A 22997-nucleotide genomic window follows, 5' to 3' on the forward strand; every position below is an offset into this window, starting at 1 on the left:
TTACCAATCACACAATTATCATTAAGCCAAGAGTAATTTTTATTATTTACTTTAACTGAAAAATTTGATTTACATCTTCATAACTTATCAACCTATCTTTTTTAACTTTTTTTTTCTCCATTTTCCAATTTTTTGATCAACAATTAATCCGTTCCAAATTTCCATTTTACTTTCTGTTGCAAATTCCAGTGCCTTATTTGTATAACTACTTGTTGTAATAAATAGTGTTCCAGGACATTTATAGGCTCTTTTTCCACCCATTAATTTGATTAAATCGTTATTTCCAACTGTATTAGAAGGGCTATAGTTTTTTATTTGTACGGCTATGTCTAATCCGTCCTTTGGGTCTGTAATGATTAAATCAACACCATGATCCCCACTTGGAGGGGTTTCCCTTGGTTTAAAACCTAAATCTTTAAAATAAAGGTAGCACAATCTTTCAAATTGAAAACCATCTAACTCAGAGAATTCTGAAGCTATTATTTGGGTATCAGTAAGATTCTTCTTTGTTTTCTTTAAGGTTGTACGTTCATTATTTTTTGAAATAGATGTTTTTTTGGGTGACTTATGCTGTTTATTTTGTGGAAGCCCGGTGTATGCATTTTTATTTCGATTTTCCTTCTTTCTTAAATCCGGTACGAATCCTTGTGCAAATACACTAGTGATAATTCCAGCTATAAAAATACCTCCTAATAGGTAAAGGTTAGTTATTCCATTCATTATTAGAATAATACCAATCATAATGATTGGAAACATTACAAGTGCATTAACGGTATTTTTTCTTTCCTGTCTTGAAGGCTTTCTTGCCATAATAAAAACCTCTTTCTATAACTACTGTTATGGTAAATAATTTTTTATCGATAAATTGTCTCGATTATATTATATTAATTTATATTTTCTTAACTTTCTATTAAAAAATGACAAAAAATCACAAATAATTTTTATTACATATATCCGTTTAATAAAAAAACTATTCTTGAAGAATAGCACCTTTTAGAGTTCAATTAGAGTCCATTAATCCTACTTTGGTTCACAAAATAACCCTTTAAATCTATAGGCTTTTCACATTTAACTTATTACTTAATACTTTAATGGGCCAGCTGTCTCATCCAAATATAAAGAGTTAGCTTAATAGTCATCCTTGTAATTGATATTCTCGAGTTATTTTAATTATTAATGATTGAAAGATTAATAGTATTATTTTACACTTATTGGTAACGTGTTGTTAAAGGAGGCTATAAACTTGTCAGTAAGAGACGATTTTTCTTCATTTTGTTCAAATTTAAGAATGAGTAGTGATACTGTCAGCAAAATACAATATCGCTATAAACAAATTACTAAGAGAATCAATAACGATTACTGGGGCAGTTCATCTGAGACATCACATAGTTTATATGTAGGCTCATATGGTCGAGGGACAGAAATATGGACCAGTGATATTGATATAATAGTTCAATTACCGTTTGAGGTTTATAAAAAATATGATAATTATAGTAGTAATGGTCAGTCCGCATTATTGCAAGAAGTAAAAACTGTATTAAAGAAGACATATAGTACTTCTCATTTAAAAGGTGACGGGCAAGTCATAGGAATTAATTTTACCGATGGTATAAATTTTGAAATTGTACCTGCTTTTATTAATAACGATAACAGCTATACATATGGAGATACTAACAATGGAGGTACATGGAAAACGACTGATCCAAGAAAAGAAATTAGTGCTATGGATAGTCGAAATAATACTACTAATAAAAATTTAAAACGACTTTGTAGAATGGCACGAGCCTGGAAAAGCAAATGTGATGTTCCAATGAGTGGAATCCTAATCGATACATTAGCCTATAAATTTATTAACGAATGGATATATAAAGAAAAATCCTACCTTTATTACGACTATATGAGCAGAGACTTCTTTGAGTTCCTTAAAAATATAGATAAGACTAAACTGTACTGGTTGGCGCCTGGGAGTAGTCGTTACGTCTGGAAGGATGGTAATTTTCAAAGTAAAGCTTCTACCGCATATAATCTTTCTCTTGAAGCCATTGAGCATGAGTCCCACGGTCGTCCTATATCTTCTAGACAAAAATGGAGGGAAATCTATGGATCGAAATTCCCAAGCTAGTCAAGGTTATAAGTTGGAATCACAAATTAGGGAAGCATATGGACGTGTAGTATATACATTTACATGTCATAATAAAATCGTTGAACGGCTTTTATTAAAAAATAACACTATTAAAATCTGGCAAATTATTTTATCAGCTTTGACATTTGGAAGTTTCTTAGGAACTATCTTATCTAGCGAGGTAATTGCAGGTTTAATCGGAGCTATCATTTCGATTGTTTTGTTGATACTAAATTCATATACTAAAAATTTTGATTTAGTTGAGACAGCTCAGTCACATCAAAAGTCTGCTGATGCATTATGGAAAATAAGAGAAGAATACGTTTCGTTACTTACAGATTTTGATTTACTTGAAGCAACGGTAATAATGGAACGAAGAGATGACTTACTAAACAGGACTGCAGAAATTTACGCTCAATCACCAAAGACAGACGCTAGAAGCTTTAAGGAAGCACAGAAGGCGTTAAAAACAAATGAAGAGCAGACCTTTTCAGAAAGAGAAATTGATGTAATGCTTCCAAATTCAATAAGGAGAGAAAAAAATAAAAATAACATCATTCATTGATAATTTTAATCCTCTTTATCCTTAATGCGTATAGTGAGCCTACATATCAAGAAATTTAGACATACTTCCTCCACTATCCGCCCCTATTGTTTAATTGTATTATTTTACAATCTTATTAAAAGTAAGATTAACATAAATTTACAACGAAAAATCACCTAGCTCTAAAAAGAGAAAGATGATTTTAAACATACTTTATTTTCTAAATGACCACACATTGTTTTATTTAAATGATCTATCTATATTACAAAACAAAATTACAAAAGTGGTATTTTCGATGATATACATCCTTAGATTGCAACTCTTTCATTCCACTCTATTTGAATATGTTCTAAAACAGTTTCTTTCACGACTTCATTGATATACTTACTTTGTTCATCAGCTGGTATGTCCTCTATTTCACGTTGATCTAACTTCACATTCACTTTTTTCTTCATTCCCGCAACAAATACGGTTACTTCTAATTCCATTTTGTCTCCCCCTAAACTTATGCAATTTGTTGTGAAACTAAACCATGAAGTGCTTCTTCGGTGATTGTATCGAGTAAAGGTTGTGAGTATAGTATTGTAATATCTTCATATCGCTGCTCTTTATGGTTATAAATGAGTAATTCAGATAGATTCCATTGAGTGTGTGATCTCTCTAGGTTCATTTTGGATTGAAAGGTCTCTGTTCCAGTGAATAAGGTAGCTTCAATTGAAATCACTTTCTGACGATTCTGAACGGTTTGTGCGACGATAACTGGATTCTTGATATACAAGTTTTCCCCTTCTTTCATTCATGGTTAGTACATGATATGCACACATCTATTCATATATGCGTAGAAAGGTATTTTTTTTACCAAAAATCTTCAATCCCTACACGTTCATCATATTGTCTTAATACTCGAACAAGCGATTTCGCCGTATGTAAGGATGGTTCCATATTCTTATCCGAGCAGAGCCGACTAATTTGAGCCTGGCTTATTTTTGATTTCTTGGCAATGTAGGTTTGTTTGATACCCCACTTATCTAGAAATTTGCCAAACTTGGTTTTTGATTTAATGCCAAACAAGTTTATCCTCTCCCATTCGACAAGTTTTTGATACCCATTATGGTCAAATGGACAGATTTTAAACACAAAAATATTCATTTATGTATAAAAATTATTCATGGATACATATTCGTTATGAATGTTCAAGTTATTGCCACGACTGGTTTCAAAGGTTGTACGAATATGCTATTGTGATAAATTCATAGTCTAATAGTCTAGTATTACAAGATTCATAATATCGAAATGGCTGAATACATTTGCTGTATGAATCCGACAGCGATTTATAAGGATTCATACAGCAGGGCCAAGTACCAAATAAATATCTCCTTTTTTAGACAAAAAAAGCTAGTTCCCAATTGAGAACTAACTCTTCATTATTTAAACACTGAATCTATGATACTTTTAATTCCATCTGTTATTCCCTTTTCAATTTGATCACCAATCAGCTGGTCTACAAGCTCCCCTCCCTGTGGACCGAGGGTATCATCTATATATCCTTCTACCTGGTGTTCAATGAGTTCTGAAGCAACTATCATCCCGTCTTTCGTTAAATCTCTTTCATAATTAGATGCAGCAACGGCTTCACTGTTATAACTTCCATCAGCATTTACATAGTACGGAATGGACCATACGCCTAGTTTCTGCTGCCTTCCGATTTTTTCTTGGCTCTTTAACCAATCCAAATGCGTTGTGTTAGGTGGGTAAACATAGCGAACTGTTGCTAACCCAGCTCGTAATAATAGATCCTGTAGTCGAGTTCCATCTTCTAAATAAATGTAGCATAGGTGACGATTATACTTATCAGTCCTCTCTCCTTTATCATATTCTAAGATGACTTTCTTTCCTTCAATCAATTGTTTTGTAAACGAAGAACTTTCTAATCCCCATGCCATTACTTCTTTTGTCGATTCAGGACTATCCACTAATAAAGCGCGGACCTTAAATTTGGCACCCTTTTCAGTAAGAACCTCATAAGTATCCCCGTCAATAACATAGAGTACTGTCGCATTAACTCTTTCAAGGCCGTTGTCATGTTGTAAGGTATCCTCTATTAAGGGGATCTCAATCGGAGAAGCGGGTATGTTATAGTCGCTGACAGAGCACCCCGTTATGGATAACACAAGAATGCAAAGTATCGTTGTTAATAATCGATTCATTTGTTGTCTCCTTTTCATGATTTGTTTTTGCTAAGGTTTTTTGATACTGTGACAAGTTGAGAAAATTATTAATCAACAGATCTAGTTCCTGGCTACAATGAATAGTCTTTATATGTGTAAACCCAAAGGTGGATGCAGCTTGATGCATTTCTTGTCTCTTTTTTTCAATCTGGCTGATTAAATATAATAGAGTCATGGTTACAACCTCCCTTAAAAATATAAAAAAGAATTCCCCGTAAGGCATACGAATTCTAAAATAATAGAATACATAACCTCGTGGGGAATTCCCATTTTCTGATTTTATAATATTGTCCATAGACACACGTTTACTAGTTACCCGCAGACCCATGTGGTCGCAAAGAAAATAAAAAAATAGTACATACTTATTATACAAAATTTTTCCAGAATTGCAAATATAGATAAATTTTTCTATATGCTCTAATGATTAGTAGTATGCAGAGGGTAACGAACATTAAGAACTAAACATTTAGATAAGTCACTGTAATAGTAGTCAAGTTCTACTTGACTTCCTTTAAACATTTTTTTTAACAGTTCTAAATCCTCGTCTGATAAATAATCGCTAAAAAATGGACGTCTACATCCATGTCTTAACACTCCATAATAGTTGTTGATTTTCATTTCATAACTTTTATTCGGGTTTTGCTTAGCTAAATTTTTATAGTTTTCTAACTGGTTCAGTGCTCTATTTAAGTATTTAACTTTAGTATCTTTATCTAGCTGCTGTTTTACATCTTTTCTAAAAATTTTAATGTAAAAAGTGAAAAGTAAAGACGTAACACAATATGCCAATAATAATATTCCTATTATTTTCAATAACATAAAAAACACCACCTTTTGTAATATACCAGAGTTAAATAATTATATTTTTCAATTCTGATTGTCAACTGAGTGCTCCTTGAGTAAAGAATAGACTCCTACTAAAAATACAGCAATAAACATAATACTTATGACGATGCCTATCTATAGGCTATTCATTACGGAATAGCCTATTAACATACATATGAAGATCAAAAATAATACTGAAAAGAGTGGGTACGATTAAATGAAGAGTAGTAACTTAAAGCAAAGGGTATAGTAGTTCTCAACTGATCTACTTTGTCAAAAGAAGTTTGTTTTTTTAAAAACTTAGTTATGAATAAACCTAGACAAGCATAAAAGTATAATATTCTTAACTAGGAGGTAAGTATTGTAAAATTTTCCCAATGGGTAAGCTTGAAGAATTTCAACCTCTAATCAAAGAGAACATTGAAATTGGAATTTACATCGATCTACCGATAGTAAGTAATTAGTTTTTGGAATACAATATCTTAGTTTTACTTTAAATAAATACATAGGAACGTCTCTTGAGATATGAGCTTTCCATTAAATTATACTCTATTAAGTAATCTTTACTATCAGTATATTTTATCTAGTTATTTTTAATTATTTCTTCCTCATAAGTGGTCTTTAGCATTTTCATTTTTAGATTTGAAAGATCTAATACGTTAATTACATCTTCATCATACTTTATTACCCCCCTATTTATAATTCGTGAATACGCATCGTTAGGGTCATGTAATAATAGAGAGTACGATCCTTCTAAACTTTTAAATGTACTATTCTGATTTTCTACTTCTCTTACAATAATATCGTTACCATTCAGACTTTTGTAATCATTAATTTTGAGATTTTGTGTATTCCTTAATTGTACTATACTTCCAAGCGGATCACTAAACATCTCAATATCTGAAAAAGTATACATAAAGTTTAAACTCGAATTCAATACGTCACTAGATTTAACATTATCTGGTGTTACAAAAATATCAATTCTTCTGTCAGTATTTGTGTTTAAATCAAAAAAATGATATTTTAGTTGGCTGTTATCTGAAGGATAGTTACTCTCTTCTAATGTAGACAGATTAATATTACCTGGAATAAATATACTACAAATTGGTAGTCCAAATGGTTCTTTTATATTTACACTTCCGGTATGTCCAACCTTAGCAAGATAATTTTTGTTTTTACCCGTTTGGTTCTTAGCATGAATTATAGGTGTATTTACGTTATTATTTTTAATTTTATAATAGCCATGCCAACTAATTGCGTTTATTTGATCATTTGGCAACTTATAATGCTCATAAAAATTCCCAAAAACAACATTATCAAAAAATCCATTTTTAAATCCATTAATCATAATATCAGCTTGTCCCTGTTTACTATTCCTAGCTTTTTTAATTGTAAAATTTAAGATAGTTATATTATTCTTCCTTATTATTAATTTATCTGTCATTTCCACACCTCTTAATTTGATTATTAGTTGTTAATCAGTACAAAGCTAAATTACTTTTATAACATCATCAATTGAATAAGTTTGTTCCTTTAGTCCAGTATTAAGGAACTTTTTCCAATGGTTATCATCCCTAACAATTAATTTTAGCCTTTCGAAAGAAACAGGATCAAACTCAGCATAGTTTAACCATTTGTGTCCATTTTCATTTAAGGAAAAACATTGGATAATCCCTCCCACAGATTTATCACTATCAGGTGTAGGTTAAACCTTTCCTCAAAAATTGCATTAAATACACTATCTTAAGATAAATCAGCCCCACCTACAATTTTATTAATTTCTTCAATTAATTCTTTTGTAGAATCAAATGCAAGGCTAGCATCATTGTCAGTTACATTTTGGTATGCATTATGTACGATTTTATTTCTTAATTCATATGCATTAACATGCCAATCATTGTATGTCTTACTTCCTTTAATATTCTTTTTAAATATGTCATAAAAAAAACGAAACAAGTCATCCTTTATACTACCTTCATAAATTGCAGTAAGATAAAACTTGGGCTTTCCATTTTTCCCTCTCCCAGCTAGTTCAGTTATAGATCTTCTATTACATTCATAGATTAGTAAGTTCTTCAAAAAAATCTCTAAGGCGGTTCCTATTTGAATAATTGAAATATCATACCGGCCATAAATCTGACCGTTTTCTTTAGCATCTAACAACAACATTTCATGCATTGAAATTTCTTGACCACTTTTTAGTAGTGCGTTAAATGTGTCTAATTGGTCTCGCTCGGGGACCCTTTTCTCAAATACTTTTGGAATACCCGACAATTCAAAATCATATTTAAATATTTTAAAGTCTCCTTCAATACCATCATTAGAAATAACGCAGTTATCAGAAGTTTGAATCTCTATTACTGGACAATTCGAAATATTAATCTTAGGAACATCATTCTCATTTAATACTCGACGATAATTATTAATAAAATATTTGATAGTATCAAAAAAGTAAGATTTTAACTCCGTAATAACTCCCTCATCCAAAGAATACTCATTTCCTTTTAACAATGAAAACACACATATTTGTGTGTAATGGGTGGGCTCTATTACTCCACCACTATAAATTCCCTTTTCATTGTCAAAACGTATAAATCTAGCATCTTGCATAACACCTTGGTTATTATCAACACTAAATTTATATATATGACTATCCTTTTTATTTAACCAATTATAATTATCCCTATTGTAGGATTGTAATAAATTCCCCTTAATTACTTCGGTATTAATAAAAACTGATCGGTTTCTATAATTAAAATGAAAACCCTCGCTTGGTAGTGAGAGGTATATTTCAAAGACGTACTTAAACATTATAACTTTTTGCAATTATTCTCCTCCTTATATTGAAATCTCCTATTGGGAATTTTTTCACTTGCTAAACTAAAACCCAAGAGAAATGGTAATTAAATTCAAGAAATCTATTTATCATATTGAGTATAGTTATATAGTCAGCCTGTATCCTTTTAAAGGATAGCATTGACCTTATTGACAAGTTCTTTAAAAAATAAGTATTAAGTAAAAAATGGATAACTAACACTTGCCTTTTTCATCCATTTGACTATCTTCTCTTCCACCATTAAGCCATTCCATATTTCCATTCTTGTTTGTGTAGCATATTCAATTGCCTTTGATGTATAGCTAGTAGTTGTAATAAATAAAGTAGCTGGACATTTATAAAACCTTTTACCCGCTTCAAGCTTTAATAACGGTCCGTTGCCAACGGATTCAGAAGAATAGTTTTTACATTGTACTGCAATTCTTAATCCATCTTTGGGATCAGTTATGACTAGATCTAATGAAAGATTGTGACTTTCTGTATATAGTTTCTTCGTGATGCGCATTAAAACAAATCAGTTCGCCAATTCGAAAACCAAGATTCAGCTCGATATTGTGCTTCTTTAAGTGATTGGCATTTCTTAAATACAGCAACTTTAACTGGTCTAGGAAGGTTATCTTTAACTCCGTCAATTTTCCGCGTCCTTATAGCCATGTGTAAACGCCATTCGTTAGGGTTAGACTCTGGATTAGATAATATAAGCCGTAGAGAGTAACCGACATCTGCAACGGTTCCTGGCTTAAAACGTGAATCGGACATGTACCAAGGAATGCTCATTCTCTTTTTCCTCCTTACTGCACTTTCTGTGTCAGATCCGCAACGTATTACGTAGTAAATTTATTTACTTTTAACCTCTCCTACTCCAACTTGTCCAATGTAGTCACATGTACGACAAATATAAAAAGAAGGCATACTGTACATGTTGAACTCATGGGCGAGTAGACTAACTGTATCGTGTCCATCAGGACAACGAGTACCCTCTGCTTTTTGTACTACATAGTCGGATTTATCTTGTATTGGCATTTTACTACCCCTTTACATTAGATTTATTGAGTATAATGTGTCGAATGTTCACTTTTTAAATATTTAACTTCTAAAACTATAGCTCTAATTTTTTTGAAGGAATTATTGTAGATACTGCGTGTTTATAGAACATCTGCTGCTTTCCGTTGACACTTAAAATAATTACGAAATTATCAAAAGCTATTACTTGACCTGGTGTTTGGAATCCATTTTTAGTGATGATGGTTACATTAATTTTTGATTTTCTTGCCTCATTTAATAGTACATCTTGAACATTAACAGTAGTTCTTGCCATTTACTCCCCATCTTTCTCTCTGAATTCTTCTAAGACTGAGATCACAAATTCTTCCATTGATGTGTTGTTTCTTTCTGCATTTCTACGAACCCATTCTTTAAGTTCCTCTTGAACGTATAGTTGTATGTTTTCAAAGGCGGTATCGATCAAAATCCCTTGTTCGTTTGGTATAAGCTTTCCTTCTTTTATATCACCCTTTAACAAGCTGACAATATCCTCAAAAAACGGTGTCGTGTCTTTAGGAAGGAGAAATGTTTTTACCTCAATGTCAATATAGTTTGATGTTACATTGAGTCGAATGTTTTTAGGACCTGCATGTAGATAAAACAACTCAATAGCTTGGTATACGAGTGCCTTTATATCAAATGGTCGTACAAAGCGGAACTTTGCATGTCCTTTTTTGGTTATATAATTCTTCTCAAAATCAATAGGGAAAACACGATAGAATCCTGAATTTTCTATGTCCTTCACAGATATTTCAATGACTTCGCCATTCTGATTAACTAGAGTATCCTCATCCATAATTCGGACTATATCTCCTGACGTATCATGAATAAAGGACTGAAATAAACAAATCCTCTCGCCTAAAATAAAATTTCGCTTTGATTTCTCTTTTCGTCTTGTCATGAAATAGTCAGATTTCATGAAGGAAGATAACTCTTTCTCTGAAATTATATTCACTTCTTTGCCACGAATCTTCTTTTTATCAGCATTTAATAGCCCTTGTTCCAGGTAAAAGTGAACAGTAGCGGGAGTCACACCTAACTTTTCGGCAGCTTTCGTAGTAGTAAAACCGTCTACATTAGGTTGTCTTTTTTTAGCTAATGCTTCTACATCTTCTAACTTAAAAAGCTTTGTTTGACGCATTTTCCATTTGTGATCAAATACTGGTGTAAGGACTCCATCTTGGATATATTTATACATGGTTGGCATTGAGACACCTAATATTTTTGCAGCTTCTTTGGTTGTTACGGTTACATTTTCACTTTTCTCATTCATTCTGACTCACCAAACCTATGATATTTATAGAAAATCTATATTTTTACTATAAACTATACTAGGAAAGCAAGTCTAGAGCTCTATCAGGATGAAGGCGATAATCAACTTGGATTTCGTTTAATTCTTCCTGTGCCTGTGCTATTAATCCTTTTGCTTGTTTAGAATCACATGTATATAATAAACCCTCGATTTCATATCCACTTTCTGTTTCTTGGTAGTAGAAAAATCGATCATCGACTCCCCATCCTACCATTGGCAATAATATTTGGTACATCCCTTTTTCGAGCCTCTTTTGATAGTATTGATGAAATGTTTCTAAAGACTTTGATTCAACAGTAATAGTTCCTTTCATTAGCGTTCCTCCTTAGTAAATTTCTTGCAAATACAGTTTTCTAATTTTCTATCTAGTAATCAATCATCAATCAATCATATATCTTTTTTATTTGTTTTCTATAATATTGGTTCTCATATTGAGTTCATTTATTTTTGTGTGGATTATCTGTTTTTGCTTCAACAATAATTTAGTAATATCTTGGTTTAATGGCCAGTATTTTTGAATATCATCATCAATTAAATACAAACATTCTTCCAGCTCATCGATATCAGTTGAGTCAAAACAGTATTTATAATAAACACCTGTCAACATGCTCACCTACATTCAATTTTGATCTCTTAGCATCGTTGTATAGCAGTCGTCGCAATACCAAGCGGTAGATAAGAAATGCTTCATTTCCCATCTAGTCTTTCGCTTTTGACAGTATTCACATGTTTCAAGCTGCTTTAGGTCCTCGCTTACTAAATGCTCGATCCTTTGTTCCACCTTAGCTTTAAGTTCCCACCATATAAATGCATTGTGTTTGTCTTTTTGGACAAGATATATTTTATCAATCATGGCTGTTGCATTTCTCCATGACTGTTTCAGAACCTCAATATCTGTTTCATGGAGATATTGCTCCATTTTGATCACCACCCTATATATAATAGGAAGAAACTCGGATTTTTTTGAAGAAAGTAATCGTTTATAATTACAAACTTTCCTCATTTAGACGTTGTAACATATATTCATCGAGTGTAATTATTTCTTCTCCATTGAATACAATATTTTTCGTAAAGTTTATTACACACAAAAGTTCTCTTTTATCATTATTTGTGTCATTGTTATATTCTCTAACAATCTCTGAAGCTTTTGAGTATGCATCCTTTATTTTTGTATTATTTGAAATTTGGACAAAATATATATCATCTCGGAACTGTCCTACTTTACGAGTTCCTACTAATTCACCTATTTTTTCAATCCAGCTATCGAACCCATCAGAATTTTTAACTTCCATGTAGTAGCCTTGATATAGGGAATCGTTCAAATCATTAATAGTTTGTTGCATTTCTTTAATTTGTTGATAATATGGTGCTAACTCATCCTCTATTGGTTTCAAGGCATTTTCTATCTCCCTGATCTGACTTTTATAATTTTCAATCTTTGCATTTATATCTCTCTTATCCTCGAAATATCGATTTAACATAGTTGTTACTCCCCTTTATGACATGCCGTATCCACTTTCAACAAACTCTATCTTATCTCCCGAGTAAAAGCATGTAACGTTATGATGTTCTTCTTCATTCCGATAGGTATATCCCGTTAAGTCCGATAAATTGGAACGGCTCAGACCTTCATTCACTCTTAGTAGCTGATATCTTCGGTTCTTTAATAAGAACTCATCCCCTAATTCACCTGTGAAATCAGCAATCTCTTGTGTATCTGAAAAATTTAGCATAATTTTATCTCCTTTTTCCTATTTGATGGTGGATAAGGGATAAGGTACCGAAAATCGGTACCTTATACATATATCCCTCTGTTCACTGATTCATTTCTTCATAGGTAATAGATTCAGCAATAAATTTCCCATATTGGATTTTCGGTTCTTCAAAAACTTTAACTATTTTAATGAAACCGAATTCTCCTCTAACCTTTTGTCCTTCTTTTACTTCTCCATAAGGGACAAATTCATCTTTTCTAATAAAACATTCTTCTTCATGTGTTGTTCCCATAAGATTCGTTTTTGTGTATATGTGTATTTTTCATCCAATTTATGTTCCTCCCTTTTTTGATTGTGAGGGATGGTTTCAAACCAGAACCTATACTCACTTTATGTAACTAATTCTTTAGAAATTTTAGAGCATCTTCTTTATTTGGAAATACTCGTGCCATATGTGGAGTCTTTAACTTATAATGGGAGTTTTTCCCTTCAAGTCCTACTGTATGAACGTAATAGTATGCTGTTGTCACTTTTCCGATTACTACAGGAATGAGTTCTTTCCCATTTACAAACCACCCTGTGCAACCTTCCGCCCATGAGTCACCATAATAAGAAGGGCGACCGATATTCATTACACTTTCGAAATCCTTCTCATTATTTGACTTCTCTAGCGTACTTGGTATGTATTTCATTTGCTTTCCATCAACATGAGTAACTTCAATAGGAAACTTACTTCTTGGCTTAACTTCTGTAATAACACCTACCTTTTGGGCATCTTTTTCCCGAATCACTTGACCAGGGTACGCATCCTGTAAGGTTAAAGACTCCCCTTTTGTAATGATGTAAGTTATTGAAGGGAATTTTTCACTTAATACCTGTAATGCTTTTTGCTTTGCTAATGTCACAATTTCTTGATCACTCGTTCCCTCTTCCGCTTGGACCAAAACTTGTATTGGCTTTAAAGTTAGTTGAACCGTAAAATCTTGTAATTTTGATTTTGTCATAAGAACATCTTCCTTTCTCTAATTGTTAATATTTTTATTTGATTAAAAATATAAAGTTATCTAAGTTGTTTAAATAAATAATACTTATATTTTAATTAGGTGTCAATATATAAATTAATTAAATATAAATATTAATACAAAGTAAGTAACTAAATATGATTATTAATAAGGTCAACAAATGTAATATTTTTTGACTATGCTTATATTTACATTGGTAAATTAGTAGATTAGTATAGAAGTAATCTTATAAAAATGGCAGCATGAGGGAAAAATGAAATAAATCGTGAGGTGATTATTTTGGAACATCATTTACAAATTTCTCCATCTTCCTTTGAACTGGATTCAAAAATTAGTAGCCAATTTCTTTCCGTATTTATGAAGAATGATAAATTTGCAGATTTGGATAAGTTAGTGGATCAATCCGAAAAAGATAATAAATCAGATTTCTACTACTTTTCCGATATGGAAGTTTTGTATTACTACATTCATGACAGTAAAAGTAGAAATGAAAAAACGAAAACGGAATATATTCGGGAGCTGTTTCAATTCATTCAAAATGTCCATGCCCATGCAGATGATATTGGGATTGATATTGAGCATGTGAAAGAAGGATCTCTTTTCAAAAGCCTTGCTCCTCGTCACTTGAAAAATTATCAACGTTGGTTGGAGAAAACACCATTTAAGTCAGATAGAAACGGCAAGGAACGATATTACTCAAAATCTTCCTTAGCTAGAAAAGTAAATATCCTTATTAGCTTCTTCAACTACCTCACCAAGAAAGGATATTTAGACCAGCTCATTACAGCTAAAATGGAATACGTCAAAATTGATAAGAAAAAAGACCTTCCCAACCGTGATATTACCGTTGAACAAGCTGAAGCTCTTTTGGAATTTGTAGAAAATCTAGAGCATCCAATTTTAAATGGATTAATCTCTACCTTTCTATTGTGTGGAATCCGGAATAATGAATTATGTACAGCAAGAGTTTGTGATCTCAGTTATGAGAGCGGAGATTATTACTTAAGTGTATTGGGGAAAGGTGATGAACGTAGAGAAGTATGGTTAAGCCCTAAGACATTTAAGAAAATTAAACAATTTCGTGAGGTTAGAGGGCAATCGACTCAGATTGATAAGAACGATGAGTCTCCTTTGTTTACTACCTTTACAGGCAAGGCTTATACTCCTTCTTATTTATCAAAGTATATAAAAAATGCCGTCGAACGTTTTAATTTAGAAGCATTCGAAGGCAGAAAAAAACCTATTAGTCCCCATCATTTCCGACATGGTTTTGCTCAGATATCAGCTGATCAAGGTGTACCATTATATTTCATTCAGGAAACACTTGGCCATAAACACCAATCTACGACGGAAGGTTATTTAGAGAAGAATATGAAGCGGGAGCATAATGCAGCAAGGCATTGGAACGGTGGTAATATTAAAAAGTTTCTATAAACGATATTGTTAAAGGAGATTTACAGATGAAAGCCAAGTCAGATACGGAAGAATTCTTATCCCATAAGAAAAAGCTATTATCAAAAGCAAAAGTGATTTCAAAAGATATTGGAATTGTAACAAAATTTAATACCTTCATTAAGGAAGAAATAAGTTATCCATACTGGATTATCATCGATGATGAAATACACGAGATAACAAAATTCTATTCAACAGTTGTAAAAAAGGCAATCATCAATATAAATAAACCCGTTCACATCCCCCGATCCAAAGCTAAAAAGAAGGTTAGAGAATTGGGTGCAGCTCACCTTGGTAAGCTGTGTAGAATAGCCCATCTTTGAAAAAATAATGTGCTACGCATTATCGGAAGGCTGGCCTTCCCTATTTACTGCTTCGCATTAACGCAAGGCTATCGATATACAGGAAACATGAAGAACTATTTTGGAAGACTTGCTTTTTTAATGGTCATATCCCAAATACCCTATGTACTTGCCTTTAATACCTGGACTTTGAATGTAATATACACGTTATTTTTTGCGGTGTTGGTATTATGGTTAATAGATAATACAAATTGGTATGTATTTTTACCTGTTGGTATGGTCTTATCATGTGCCTCTGAAATAGGTGATTATGGAATTTATGGTATTGTTCTAGTTCTACTTTATAAATACACTAAAGGATACCAGTTGTTAATCGGACACATGGCATTAAACATTATCTCATGGAGTGTGTTTGATTGGTCCTATATTCAATTATTTAGTGTACTGGGAACAATAGTTATCATGAATGTCGATAAGATTAGAACAATTAAAGTCAACAGAGTGATTTATAGAGGATTTTATCCGATACATCTATTTGTTTTGTTTCTATTTAAAATATAAAGCGATGTTTTGATTTTACCGTAGAAGAATAATAATGAGGTTTTCCGTGTAAGATGGGTATAAGAGCATGATGATGGTAAGCCAATATCCTCTCCAACAAAGTTGCCTACTCAATGATATGAAGGACATCATGCTCTCTTATGTTCAAAATGCTTCCATAGAATCAATGCTACTAAGCTGGACTGAACTAACATTCTTAGAATCATCATCATACACTAAAAAGGATTCCTCTACTTCATTTATGAGGATAACTCTCCCGCATATAGTCAAAGGCTTCTTTTTTTGCTCTACGATCACAATCCGTACTAATGAATTATCTTCTTGCCACTTCTTTAATTGGTTGTTCCAAAATGCAAACAAATAGTTCCACTCCTACTTAGAACATTGATTATGACTGGTACAATCATTCGTTTATTAGTTTGTTTTGCTGTCAATATAATACAAAATTACTCTTGCTAAATTAATTATAAACTTTGCCTCATTTTCTTCAATAATATCCTCGTTTGGATGTGAGAAACCGTGATTGTTCCTAATTTCATTCATATTTTCGAGAAACTTTCCAATGGCATTTACGGTTTGGTTAATAGGTCTGTGGTGTGCTCTTACATCAATGTTAAAACTCGGATGCTCAGTCTTCAGCTTTCCCCACATATCCTGTATCTTTACATTCTGTTCATTGAATGTAAAGTTTTGTTCATCACATAGTGCTTTTAAGTAACCATGAATAGCTGTGTGTACACGGTCAACAGCGCTGCTGTATGAGTGATTTTCAATCAAAGTAGTTGCCTGAAGGAGTACATTTTTGACAAACTCTATATCATGTTTTAAATCACTCTCTTCAATTACCTCACCTCTCAACTGATTAATCCATAAAGTTATCTTTTCATGTAATCTTTCTTTGTGCTTAAACTCTTGTTCTGTAATAATTTTGTTGTGAAGTTGTTCCTCGAAATAGTGTAAAGGATATTTTTCTAAAACACCAAGGAGTATTTTCGTTTGGTCATCTGGTTCAGACTCAGTTAAAATTTTCATAAAACGCTCTCTTGTAGTTCCGGCATATTCAACGGGGTTAATTTCTAAACCGCAAAAGCTAGGATAAAAATCAGCGTGAGTTGAATAAGAAAAATCGCCCAAATAACCACCATGTACTCCTATGTATGAAACAACACTGTTAATTTCTGTTCTTTCTAATTTTTCCATCATAGCACTCCATTCTACGAAATATATAAATGCCACTATTACAAGTTTTGTAATAAAAATAATGTATATAAAACATACTAATAATAGTACCAAAAATTACAATTATTTAGGAGGTATTTTCAAATGGCAACAAGACAAAATCAAACAAGAAACAATTCTTCTAATCAACTAGTAGCTCCTGGTGCAGCATCTGCAATTGAACAAATGAAGTATGAAATTGCAAATGAATTCGGAGTTAATTTAGGACCAGATACTTCATCTCGTGCGAATGGTTCGGTGGGTGGAGAAATTACCAAAAGACTTGTGCAAATGGCTGAACAACAACTTGGTGGAAGTTACATTCAATAATAAGAAGATGGGGCAATCCCATCTTCTTATATTTCTACTACCTCTTTCTATGCTAAAAACTCAATATATTTATTTGATTTAATAGACATCTCGGTCGTGTTCTTTTCTTTATACGTATTCTTTTGGAGAAATCCATAAGCAAGTATCCTCTTCCCCATTAGTTCTTGATCTTTATAGGTAAAATGAGAGAAATATTTCTCGAACACGACTAGAGAAAAACGTATTTGATTCAAAGGTTTAAATACAACATAAATAACCTTTTCTCTTCTAATCACAGATTCGATCTCTCCATATACAAAATAGCCCATTTTATCAATCTGCTCTGAACCCCATAACAAACGATGTGCTTGTTCTTGGTTTAACACAATGGAAGATAGCGGGATTTTCTTACCCTTGACCTGAACCAATATTGTAGATAATACATCAAGTTCATAGCTGCTCAAGAGATTAACCACACTTTTCAAACTACTTAAGGATTGTGGCGTATCACTTTCCTGTTTCACCTTAACTTTCGAATCATCTACTTCTTTAGGCTTTGTGTTCGTTTCATCTCTTTCTATGACCTTTGGTACATAATCGGGATCTAGTTTGCTTAAATTTAATTTCAATACTTGTTCTTTAATGCCCTTATCCAACAATTCATCCTGGTATTCACGTATCTTTTGAATCGATTCTTCAAATGATAGTGGCTTGAAAAATCCGCACGTAGTAGAGTGCTTACTTTCGTGTTTTCCTGTTGTTTTAAAATGTCCTTTCACTAGATCAGTTGCGGACACAAAAACAACGGGTACTTTACAGTCAATACATGATAAACGGTGACCGTGGGTATCGGGGTTATATTCAGAAGATGTTATTACCTTACCATTTGATAATAATGCTGATATCATAAATTTCCCCTCCTTTATTAAAGGAACTACCTTACATCTGTTTCCATTAACTCCTATCTTTTAACATCAATTAAAGTGGCTCGTACTAGTTATCGTATAACTTTGTTAGAATGTTCTACGAGCCCTTCAATTGAATACTTCACTAGCACCAGGTCTCCTGCATCATTGTCCTTAATGAATCCATCAATATCAAGAGTGTTATTCCCGCTAACCTCAGATAAGATTTGTTCGTCCGAGGTTGATAGAGTTAATTCAGGAATCTGATTTGCGGGTACTAAGAGTTGTTCAAGTGATTGTGAATGACTTTGATCAGCATAAGCTGACGTTGAGAAAGATACACGTATTGCATAAGGGGTTTTTCCGCTTGTTGCAGCTGAGAATGTTCCACCTGAAGACATCGTTGACGTTGCACTATACCCATCAGGTCCACTGTTCCTACCGACACTTCGAAGGGTTTTTGTTGTTCCGTCTGTAAACACAACATAGACGGTAAGGTTAACACCATAATCAACAATGCCACTTCTACTTGCTCCAGAACCAGAAAATCCATACATACTAGTAACAAACGTCACATAGAAAGAAAGGCCATTGTCCCTAATATTTCCTAAAGTCCCCCCTGAAAAGGTAGGAACAATTCCAGAGGGATTTGTGTAACCGTTATAACTATAATTGGAAAAAACTACATCATTGTAAATTTCATTTGTGGATGCATTGACTAAGTGAATATGGCTAGTTAGAGATGATGCTGCAACAATGCTCCCTCCTAAAAGTAATACAATAAGTGCTGTCTTATATCGGATAAAACTGTTATAAATAATGTTCTTATCCATATGCATTACCTCCCCCAAGATCTAAATTTAACTTTTGAACTAGCGTCATTCCACACTAGAAATGCATCAAAGGGGTTACCAGAACTACTCGAGATAAAACCTTTAATCAAACTTGTAGAATCTTCATTAAGTAGCTTCTTAATCTCATCTAGTGGGATTTCTTTTTTAGCCACTACTTTATTTACAGTAAAGTTACAGGAGGTTTTAGAATAAGCACTACATCCATAAAATTTCCCTTTATCTACAACGGGTTCACCACAGAGTTTACATGCTCCAATGGAGGATTCTTGATTGTGGTTCATTTGATTATTAGATGAGAGAGACTGTTTCATCTCAACCGGAATGGACCATTCTTTCGATTGTTCCATAAGTTCATGAATAAGCTCTTTGACACGGACGTTAATTCTATTCAAAAATGGCTCATGCGGTTGTGTTCCTGCTCCAATCTCAGCAAGTACCTGTTCAATGGCACCTGTTGTGAGAGGACTCGCAAGCCAGTTTTTCTCACCTAACAATTCGATAAGTAATTGACCTTTCGGCTCGCAATAGACTAAATTCTTTCGCACACTGATAAATTTACGTTTCATGAGCTGTGTGATGACATTAGATCGTGTTGCTACCGTACCCAAACGAAGCTCCTCCGTTTTGAAGCCTTGTTTCTCGTCAGCCGTCAAATAGGCGTAAGCATTTTTCATAATCGTAGGCAACTGACCATGTGGAAAACGTTTAGGCGGGCTTGTCTTCCCTTCTTTTATCTCTAATGACTGAATGGCTACCAGTTCTGATTCCTTTAAAGATGGGATGACAGCCTCTCCCTCATCTGTCTCGTTTTCCTCACTATTCGAATCGCTTTCCATACCGAAGACCTTTCTCCATCCATCTGCCACCAACTTTCTACCTTTGGTTTTAAAGGTGAAATGGTTATCTACGGTTGTTATGACCTCTGATACATCTTCTTCTGCTGGTGGATAATGAGCAGCAATCAGAGACTTTGCAATTAATTCATATATCCGTTTTTCATCTGCCGATAGCTCATCTAAATTTGGTACCAACTCTGTTGGAATAATCGCATAGTGGTCGTCGACTTTTGTGTCGTCCACGAACCGTTTATTGCTACTAATATCTTGAATAGGTACAGGTAACAGATGTTTAAACGCTTCTACCTCTCCAAGATTCTTTAAGATCGATGGAAACTCTTTTGCTTCCTCTTTTGAAACATGTCTTGGTTCACTTCGAGGATAACTGATTATTTTTTTCTCATACAATTCTTGCGCGACACTTAACACACGGTCTGGTGCCATTTTATATAAGCTGTTGGCTACTGCTGTCAAATGAGTGAGGTTGAATAGCTGAGGTGCAGGAATGAACTTACGGTCCTCTACCACACTTGTTACCACCGCTTCTTTCTCCTTACAATACTCTCCAAGGGCTTTCGCTTTCGCTTCATTAAAAACATGTTCTTCGCCTTGTTTAAACCATTTACCACGGTAAGTGTCACCCTTTGGAGTAGAAAAATCTAAAAAGACATCCCAAAAAGGTTCTGATTGAAAGCTTTTTATTTCCATTTCACGTCTATATATAATGGATAAGGTTCCGGTCTGAACACGTCCAATACTGAATAGGTCTGAAAGTCCCTTTTCGCCTAATAAGCAGGTCATCGCTCTTGAAGCGTTAATTCCAATAACCCAATCCGCACGCTGTCTTGAGACAGCTTCATAATAGATAGATTGATAGTGTTTATTGTCCTTTAATTGTTTCATTGCCTTGTGTACAGCTGAAGGAGTAAGTGAGGTCGTCCATAAACGTTCTACCGGTTTTCGATTGTTGCTAAAGAGCAATACCTCATCTACTAATAAGCACCCCTCTCGTCCTGGATCACCGCAATGAATAATGATAGATACAGTTGCGTCATTCACCCACTTACGAATGATTGTATAGGCAGCCTTTTTATCGGGGGAAACTTTCAACTTAAACTCTTCTGGAATAATAGGAAGATGCTCCAATTTCCATTGTTTATACTTTACATCGTATTCTTCGGGCATCACTGGTTCTAAAATATGTCCTATGCACCACACGGCAATAGCCCCTTCTTTCCAATATTCGTGTGGTGGTAACTCATGATATTGCTTACCGTATTTCACCCCTGTAAAAGCAGAGCACACGGCCTTCGCTTGTGAGGGTTTCTCAAAAATCAAAAGCTTCTTCATTACTTTCTCTCCTTTTAAATGATATAAAGTGAAATATAAACGATATTAAAGCCAACTAGCAGTAATGTTATGATATGTTCAATTGGAGAACCCACATCAAAGACTAGAGGAGCACGAAAATACTTCTTAGAGAACGGATAAAGGAGCGGGATTCCCTTTGTAGTAGGAAAGTCTCCTAGAAAATGAGCTACATTCCCTATTAAAAATCCAACTAAATAGAACATTGGAATTGAATAGACAGTATGTAAAATGGATCCGTAGATGACCAGTAATCCTAAGAATGGAAGAGAATGAGTAAACTTCCGATGTCCTAAAAACACTAATAACATCGGCAATAACATGCTACCGATGCCTGAAACGTGTTCATCTATGATGTCCCATAGCTTAGGAAACTCTGTTGCTATCGTAATAATTGCTGCAAACAACATGATTGCCAATAACCAAAATTTCCGACCTAGTTTCGTAGTGGGAGAATCGATATCTGGAAACAACGAACCTATTAAGACCGTTCCCATGAAAATAATAGAGGAAAAAAAGTGTGCAGGTACTATATTGAAGGACTGACATAGAGGGACTGCTAACATACCGCAAGTAAACCCTAAAACTTGATGAGACCTAGCAAGCATTTATACTCACTCCTTTGTTTTGTGACGTAGTAAAAATGTTAGACATACTATGTATATCTTGAATCATCCTATTCGCACTCTTGTAATCTACTACCTTATAAAAGGTCCATATAGGGAAAATAAAGTAATGAAAAGAATGAAAATAAGATTTATTGAAAGTCTTTGTAATATCAATTTGCGTAAATATATCTTGTCGTAACTTTTGAGTATTTTATTACCCGCATATGTTGTAAAGCCTAATGAGAATAACCCAAAAACACCCGAGAGAGCAGTCAAAATTAGAGCCATTTGCTATTATACCTTTCCTCTCCATTTATAACTTGATATCACGAAGTAACTAAGGTAATACATTGTTCTGATGCCCAGGAATATTGTCTATGGAATAGAAGATTAGTATAGAGTTTCCTACATCTTGATCACTAACACTTCCGTTTAAACCTAAGTTATTATTTCCTTCTATTTCTGATTTCACTTGATTATCTAATGATAATAATTCTATTTTTGGTTTATTATTTAGTAGCCGTTTTGTAACACGACTATATGCATTTATTGTTCCAGTACTTGCACTAGCTTGAAAAGTAACAGTCTGTCCATCGTAATTTTGTAGAATAGAATCTAAACTACCATTGTAATGGTTACCTGCATAATCTTGAGAACGCCATATTACAGATCCCCCTACCAATAGTGCAGTCATAGAACCATAAACATTATTTGATGTGGAATATGTATACTGTGATAGGTTAATTGTTTCTGTTCTAGATACTCTATTGGGAGTCGAATGCATAGTCTGACCTGAGAGTGCTACAATAGTAGTTACACTCGAAGCCTCTACTGTATTTAATTGTTCGTACATAGACGTTATTAGAATTAGCCCTACAAACACTAATCCACACATAATGTTTATAACTTTCCTCAAATTTACTCCCACCTTTAAGA

At 33.5% G+C, this 22997-nt stretch carries 34 protein-coding genes; 6 read left to right on the forward strand and 28 right to left on the reverse strand.

The window, feature by feature from the left end; genetic code table 11:
- Positions 1 to 87: 87 nt before the first annotated feature.
- Entirely contained in the window at positions 88 to 810 is a 723-nt protein-coding gene (locus tag ACFSCX_RS06085) for a restriction endonuclease (RefSeq protein ID WP_377927276.1), read from the reverse strand.
- A gap of 433 nt (positions 811 to 1243) precedes the next feature.
- Here ACFSCX_RS06085 and ACFSCX_RS06090 point away from each other — a divergent pair, with 433 nt between their 5' ends.
- Together ACFSCX_RS06090 and ACFSCX_RS06095 are read left to right on the forward strand one after the other, a co-directional pair.
- On the forward strand, positions 1244 to 2122 hold the full coding sequence (locus ACFSCX_RS06090) for an SMODS domain-containing nucleotidyltransferase (protein WP_377927277.1): 879 nt from the start codon (positions 1244 to 1246) through the stop codon (positions 2120 to 2122).
- A complete protein-coding gene (locus tag ACFSCX_RS06095; protein WP_377927278.1) occupies positions 2100 to 2687 on the forward strand; it encodes an SLATT domain-containing protein in 588 nt (195 codons plus the stop codon). The genes ACFSCX_RS06090 and ACFSCX_RS06095 overlap by 23 nt, the downstream gene beginning before the upstream one ends.
- Before the next feature lie 287 nt (positions 2688 to 2974).
- Here ACFSCX_RS06095 and ACFSCX_RS06100 read toward each other — a convergent pair whose 3' ends face one another.
- The 20 genes from ACFSCX_RS06100 to ACFSCX_RS06195 all read right to left on the reverse strand — a co-directional run bounded on the left by ACFSCX_RS06100 (position 2975) and on the right by ACFSCX_RS06195 (position 13630).
- On the reverse strand, positions 2975 to 3154 hold the full coding sequence (locus tag ACFSCX_RS06100) for a hypothetical protein (RefSeq protein WP_377927279.1): 180 nt from the start codon (positions 3152 to 3154) through the stop codon (positions 2975 to 2977).
- 17 nt (positions 3155 to 3171) lie between these two features.
- Positions 3172 to 3444 carry a hypothetical protein gene (locus tag ACFSCX_RS06105; protein ID WP_377927280.1) on the reverse strand — a complete coding sequence of 91 codons (273 nt, stop codon included), beginning with the start codon at positions 3442 to 3444 and terminating at the stop codon, positions 3172 to 3174.
- A 77-nt stretch (positions 3445 to 3521) separates the two neighbouring features.
- Positions 3522 to 3737: a helix-turn-helix domain-containing protein gene (locus ACFSCX_RS06110; RefSeq protein ID WP_377927282.1), complete on the reverse strand. Its 216-nt coding sequence runs from the start codon at positions 3735 to 3737 to the stop codon at positions 3522 to 3524.
- Between the two features lie 353 nt (positions 3738 to 4090).
- On the reverse strand, positions 4091 to 4873 hold the full coding sequence (locus tag ACFSCX_RS06115; protein WP_377927283.1) for a thermonuclease family protein: 783 nt from the start codon (positions 4871 to 4873) through the stop codon (positions 4091 to 4093).
- Entirely contained in the window at positions 4800 to 5069 is a 270-nt protein-coding gene (locus ACFSCX_RS06120) for a Spo0E family sporulation regulatory protein-aspartic acid phosphatase (RefSeq protein ID WP_377927284.1), read from the reverse strand. Before ACFSCX_RS06120 ends, ACFSCX_RS06115 begins: the two co-directional genes overlap by 74 nt.
- A gap of 242 nt (positions 5070 to 5311) precedes the next feature.
- Positions 5312 to 5713 (reverse strand): hypothetical protein, encoded by a 402-nt coding sequence (locus tag ACFSCX_RS06125; protein ID WP_377927285.1) that lies wholly within the window; start codon positions 5711 to 5713, stop codon positions 5312 to 5314.
- A gap of 589 nt (positions 5714 to 6302) precedes the next feature.
- Positions 6303 to 7163, reverse strand: coding sequence for a hypothetical protein (locus tag ACFSCX_RS06130; protein ID WP_377927286.1), 861 nt, complete (start codon positions 7161 to 7163; stop codon positions 6303 to 6305).
- A 299-nt stretch (positions 7164 to 7462) separates the two neighbouring features.
- Positions 7463 to 8545: a hypothetical protein gene (locus ACFSCX_RS06135; protein ID WP_377927287.1), complete on the reverse strand. Its 1083-nt coding sequence runs from the start codon at positions 8543 to 8545 to the stop codon at positions 7463 to 7465.
- Between the two features lie 185 nt (positions 8546 to 8730).
- On the reverse strand, positions 8731 to 9060 hold the full coding sequence (locus ACFSCX_RS06140; protein ID WP_377927288.1) for a restriction endonuclease: 330 nt from the start codon (positions 9058 to 9060) through the stop codon (positions 8731 to 8733).
- Positions 9060 to 9332, reverse strand: a complete 273-nt coding sequence (locus ACFSCX_RS06145; protein WP_377927289.1) for a hypothetical protein — start codon at positions 9330 to 9332, stop codon at positions 9060 to 9062. The genes ACFSCX_RS06140 and ACFSCX_RS06145 overlap by 1 nt, the downstream gene beginning before the upstream one ends.
- 60 nt (positions 9333 to 9392) lie before the next feature.
- Positions 9393 to 9578 carry a hypothetical protein gene (locus ACFSCX_RS06150; RefSeq protein ID WP_377927290.1) on the reverse strand — a complete coding sequence of 62 codons (186 nt, stop codon included), beginning with the start codon at positions 9576 to 9578 and terminating at the stop codon, positions 9393 to 9395.
- A gap of 76 nt (positions 9579 to 9654) precedes the next feature.
- Positions 9655 to 9873 carry an RNA chaperone Hfq gene (hfq, locus tag ACFSCX_RS06155; RefSeq protein ID WP_377927291.1) on the reverse strand — a complete coding sequence of 73 codons (219 nt, stop codon included), beginning with the start codon at positions 9871 to 9873 and terminating at the stop codon, positions 9655 to 9657.
- Complete coding sequence (locus ACFSCX_RS06160; RefSeq protein WP_377927292.1) at positions 9874 to 10872, reverse strand: helix-turn-helix domain-containing protein; 999 nt, start codon at positions 10870 to 10872, stop codon at positions 9874 to 9876.
- Positions 10873 to 10930: 58 nt separating this feature from the next.
- The gene (locus ACFSCX_RS06165) at positions 10931 to 11224 is read right to left on the reverse strand and encodes a hypothetical protein (protein WP_377927293.1); all 294 of its coding nucleotides are present in this window, start codon (positions 11222 to 11224) and stop codon (positions 10931 to 10933) included.
- Between the two features lie 87 nt (positions 11225 to 11311).
- Positions 11312 to 11515 (reverse strand): hypothetical protein, encoded by a 204-nt coding sequence (locus ACFSCX_RS06170; protein ID WP_377927294.1) that lies wholly within the window; start codon positions 11513 to 11515, stop codon positions 11312 to 11314.
- Between the two features lie 15 nt (positions 11516 to 11530).
- Positions 11531 to 11830, reverse strand: coding sequence for a hypothetical protein (locus ACFSCX_RS06175; RefSeq protein ID WP_377927295.1), 300 nt, complete (start codon positions 11828 to 11830; stop codon positions 11531 to 11533).
- Between the two features lie 67 nt (positions 11831 to 11897).
- Positions 11898 to 12392, reverse strand: a complete 495-nt coding sequence (locus ACFSCX_RS06180; protein ID WP_377927296.1) for a hypothetical protein — start codon at positions 12390 to 12392, stop codon at positions 11898 to 11900.
- A gap of 15 nt (positions 12393 to 12407) precedes the next feature.
- A complete protein-coding gene (locus ACFSCX_RS06185; RefSeq protein WP_377927297.1) occupies positions 12408 to 12644 on the reverse strand; it encodes a hypothetical protein in 237 nt (78 codons plus the stop codon).
- A gap of 82 nt (positions 12645 to 12726) precedes the next feature.
- Positions 12727 to 12918, reverse strand: a complete 192-nt coding sequence (locus ACFSCX_RS06190; protein ID WP_377927298.1) for a hypothetical protein — start codon at positions 12916 to 12918, stop codon at positions 12727 to 12729.
- A gap of 106 nt (positions 12919 to 13024) precedes the next feature.
- Complete coding sequence (locus ACFSCX_RS06195; protein ID WP_377927299.1) at positions 13025 to 13630, reverse strand: hypothetical protein; 606 nt, start codon at positions 13628 to 13630, stop codon at positions 13025 to 13027.
- A gap of 297 nt (positions 13631 to 13927) precedes the next feature.
- Between ACFSCX_RS06195 and ACFSCX_RS06200 the strand changes: the two genes are divergently transcribed.
- The 3 genes from ACFSCX_RS06200 to ACFSCX_RS06210 are packed head-to-tail and all read left to right on the forward strand — an operon-like array spanning position 13928 to position 15963.
- Complete coding sequence (locus ACFSCX_RS06200) at positions 13928 to 15082, forward strand: tyrosine-type recombinase/integrase (RefSeq protein ID WP_377927300.1); 1155 nt, start codon at positions 13928 to 13930, stop codon at positions 15080 to 15082.
- A gap of 26 nt (positions 15083 to 15108) precedes the next feature.
- Positions 15109 to 15423, forward strand: coding sequence for a hypothetical protein (locus ACFSCX_RS06205; protein WP_377927301.1), 315 nt, complete (start codon positions 15109 to 15111; stop codon positions 15421 to 15423).
- Between the two features lie 9 nt (positions 15424 to 15432).
- Positions 15433 to 15963 carry a TraX family protein gene (locus tag ACFSCX_RS06210; RefSeq protein ID WP_377927302.1) on the forward strand — a complete coding sequence of 177 codons (531 nt, stop codon included), beginning with the start codon at positions 15433 to 15435 and terminating at the stop codon, positions 15961 to 15963.
- Positions 15964 to 16107: 144 nt separating this feature from the next.
- Here ACFSCX_RS06210 and ACFSCX_RS06215 read toward each other — a convergent pair whose 3' ends face one another.
- Together ACFSCX_RS06215 and ACFSCX_RS06220 are read right to left on the reverse strand one after the other, a co-directional pair.
- The gene (locus tag ACFSCX_RS06215; RefSeq protein WP_377927303.1) at positions 16108 to 16323 is read right to left on the reverse strand and encodes a hypothetical protein; all 216 of its coding nucleotides are present in this window, start codon (positions 16321 to 16323) and stop codon (positions 16108 to 16110) included.
- 54 nt (positions 16324 to 16377) lie between these two features.
- Positions 16378 to 17163, reverse strand: coding sequence for an abortive infection family protein (locus ACFSCX_RS06220; protein ID WP_377927304.1), 786 nt, complete (start codon positions 17161 to 17163; stop codon positions 16378 to 16380).
- Positions 17164 to 17286: 123 nt separating this feature from the next.
- Here ACFSCX_RS06220 and ACFSCX_RS06225 point away from each other — a divergent pair, with 123 nt between their 5' ends.
- The gene (locus ACFSCX_RS06225; protein ID WP_377927305.1) at positions 17287 to 17511 is read left to right on the forward strand and encodes a small, acid-soluble spore protein, alpha/beta type; all 225 of its coding nucleotides are present in this window, start codon (positions 17287 to 17289) and stop codon (positions 17509 to 17511) included.
- 47 nt (positions 17512 to 17558) lie between these two features.
- Here the strand turns inward: ACFSCX_RS06225 and ACFSCX_RS06230 are convergent, their stop codons facing one another.
- The 5 genes from ACFSCX_RS06230 to ACFSCX_RS06250 all read right to left on the reverse strand — a co-directional run bounded on the left by ACFSCX_RS06230 (position 17559) and on the right by ACFSCX_RS06250 (position 22977).
- The gene (locus tag ACFSCX_RS06230; protein ID WP_377927306.1) at positions 17559 to 18398 is read right to left on the reverse strand and encodes a hypothetical protein; all 840 of its coding nucleotides are present in this window, start codon (positions 18396 to 18398) and stop codon (positions 17559 to 17561) included.
- A gap of 89 nt (positions 18399 to 18487) precedes the next feature.
- Entirely contained in the window at positions 18488 to 19228 is a 741-nt protein-coding gene (locus ACFSCX_RS06235; protein WP_377927307.1) for a hypothetical protein, read from the reverse strand.
- Between the two features lie 5 nt (positions 19229 to 19233).
- Entirely contained in the window at positions 19234 to 21435 is a 2202-nt protein-coding gene (locus ACFSCX_RS06240; RefSeq protein ID WP_377927308.1) for a type IA DNA topoisomerase, read from the reverse strand.
- Between the two features lie 14 nt (positions 21436 to 21449).
- On the reverse strand, positions 21450 to 22061 hold the full coding sequence (locus tag ACFSCX_RS06245) for a metal-dependent hydrolase (protein WP_377927309.1): 612 nt from the start codon (positions 22059 to 22061) through the stop codon (positions 21450 to 21452).
- A 337-nt stretch (positions 22062 to 22398) separates the two neighbouring features.
- The gene (locus ACFSCX_RS06250; protein ID WP_377927310.1) at positions 22399 to 22977 is read right to left on the reverse strand and encodes a hypothetical protein; all 579 of its coding nucleotides are present in this window, start codon (positions 22975 to 22977) and stop codon (positions 22399 to 22401) included.
- Between the last annotated feature and the right edge of the window lie 20 nt (positions 22978 to 22997).

The sequence above is a fragment of the Bacillus salitolerans genome, assembly GCF_042680805.1.
In the GTDB taxonomy this organism is placed as follows: domain Bacteria; phylum Bacillota; class Bacilli; order Bacillales; family SA4; genus Bacillus_CJ; species Bacillus_CJ salitolerans.

Bases quoted from the DNA above. Each gene is read 5' to 3' on its own strand.
- ACFSCX_RS06085 (WP_377927276.1), bottom strand. From the start codon at position 810: ATGGCAAGAAAGCCTTCAAGACAGGAAAGAAAAAATACCGTTAATGCA.
- ACFSCX_RS06095 (WP_377927278.1), top strand. From the start codon at position 2,100: ATGGATCGAAATTCCCAAGCTAGTCAAGGTTATAAGTTGGAATCACAA.
- ACFSCX_RS06100 (WP_377927279.1), bottom strand. From the start codon at position 3,154: ATGGAATTAGAAGTAACCGTATTTGTTGCGGGAATGAAGAAAAAAGTG.
- ACFSCX_RS06115 (WP_377927283.1), bottom strand. From the start codon at position 4,873: ATGAATCGATTATTAACAACGATACTTTGCATTCTTGTGTTATCCATA.
- ACFSCX_RS06120 (WP_377927284.1), bottom strand. From the start codon at position 5,069: ATGACTCTATTATATTTAATCAGCCAGATTGAAAAAAAGAGACAAGAA.
- ACFSCX_RS06125 (WP_377927285.1), bottom strand. From the start codon at position 5,713: ATGTTATTGAAAATAATAGGAATATTATTATTGGCATATTGTGTTACG.
- ACFSCX_RS06130 (WP_377927286.1), bottom strand. From the start codon at position 7,163: ATGACAGATAAATTAATAATAAGGAAGAATAATATAACTATCTTAAAT.
- ACFSCX_RS06140 (WP_377927288.1), bottom strand. From the start codon at position 9,060: ATGCGCATCACGAAGAAACTATATACAGAAAGTCACAATCTTTCATTA.
- ACFSCX_RS06145 (WP_377927289.1), bottom strand. From the start codon at position 9,332: ATGAGCATTCCTTGGTACATGTCCGATTCACGTTTTAAGCCAGGAACC.
- ACFSCX_RS06150 (WP_377927290.1), bottom strand. From the start codon at position 9,578: ATGCCAATACAAGATAAATCCGACTATGTAGTACAAAAAGCAGAGGGT.
- hfq (WP_377927291.1), bottom strand. From the start codon at position 9,873: ATGGCAAGAACTACTGTTAATGTTCAAGATGTACTATTAAATGAGGCA.
- ACFSCX_RS06160 (WP_377927292.1), bottom strand. From the start codon at position 10,872: ATGAATGAGAAAAGTGAAAATGTAACCGTAACAACCAAAGAAGCTGCA.
- ACFSCX_RS06165 (WP_377927293.1), bottom strand. From the start codon at position 11,224: ATGAAAGGAACTATTACTGTTGAATCAAAGTCTTTAGAAACATTTCAT.
- ACFSCX_RS06175 (WP_377927295.1), bottom strand. From the start codon at position 11,830: ATGGAGCAATATCTCCATGAAACAGATATTGAGGTTCTGAAACAGTCA.
- ACFSCX_RS06180 (WP_377927296.1), bottom strand. From the start codon at position 12,392: ATGTTAAATCGATATTTCGAGGATAAGAGAGATATAAATGCAAAGATT.
- ACFSCX_RS06185 (WP_377927297.1), bottom strand. From the start codon at position 12,644: ATGCTAAATTTTTCAGATACACAAGAGATTGCTGATTTCACAGGTGAA.
- ACFSCX_RS06190 (WP_377927298.1), bottom strand. From the start codon at position 12,918: ATGGGAACAACACATGAAGAAGAATGTTTTATTAGAAAAGATGAATTT.
- ACFSCX_RS06195 (WP_377927299.1), bottom strand. From the start codon at position 13,630: ATGACAAAATCAAAATTACAAGATTTTACGGTTCAACTAACTTTAAAG.
- ACFSCX_RS06205 (WP_377927301.1), top strand. From the start codon at position 15,109: ATGAAAGCCAAGTCAGATACGGAAGAATTCTTATCCCATAAGAAAAAG.
- ACFSCX_RS06220 (WP_377927304.1), bottom strand. From the start codon at position 17,163: ATGGAAAAATTAGAAAGAACAGAAATTAACAGTGTTGTTTCATACATA.
- ACFSCX_RS06225 (WP_377927305.1), top strand. From the start codon at position 17,287: ATGGCAACAAGACAAAATCAAACAAGAAACAATTCTTCTAATCAACTA.
- ACFSCX_RS06230 (WP_377927306.1), bottom strand. From the start codon at position 18,398: ATGATATCAGCATTATTATCAAATGGTAAGGTAATAACATCTTCTGAA.
- ACFSCX_RS06235 (WP_377927307.1), bottom strand. From the start codon at position 19,228: ATGGATAAGAACATTATTTATAACAGTTTTATCCGATATAAGACAGCA.
- ACFSCX_RS06240 (WP_377927308.1), bottom strand. From the start codon at position 21,435: ATGAAGAAGCTTTTGATTTTTGAGAAACCCTCACAAGCGAAGGCCGTG.
- ACFSCX_RS06245 (WP_377927309.1), bottom strand. From the start codon at position 22,061: ATGCTTGCTAGGTCTCATCAAGTTTTAGGGTTTACTTGCGGTATGTTA.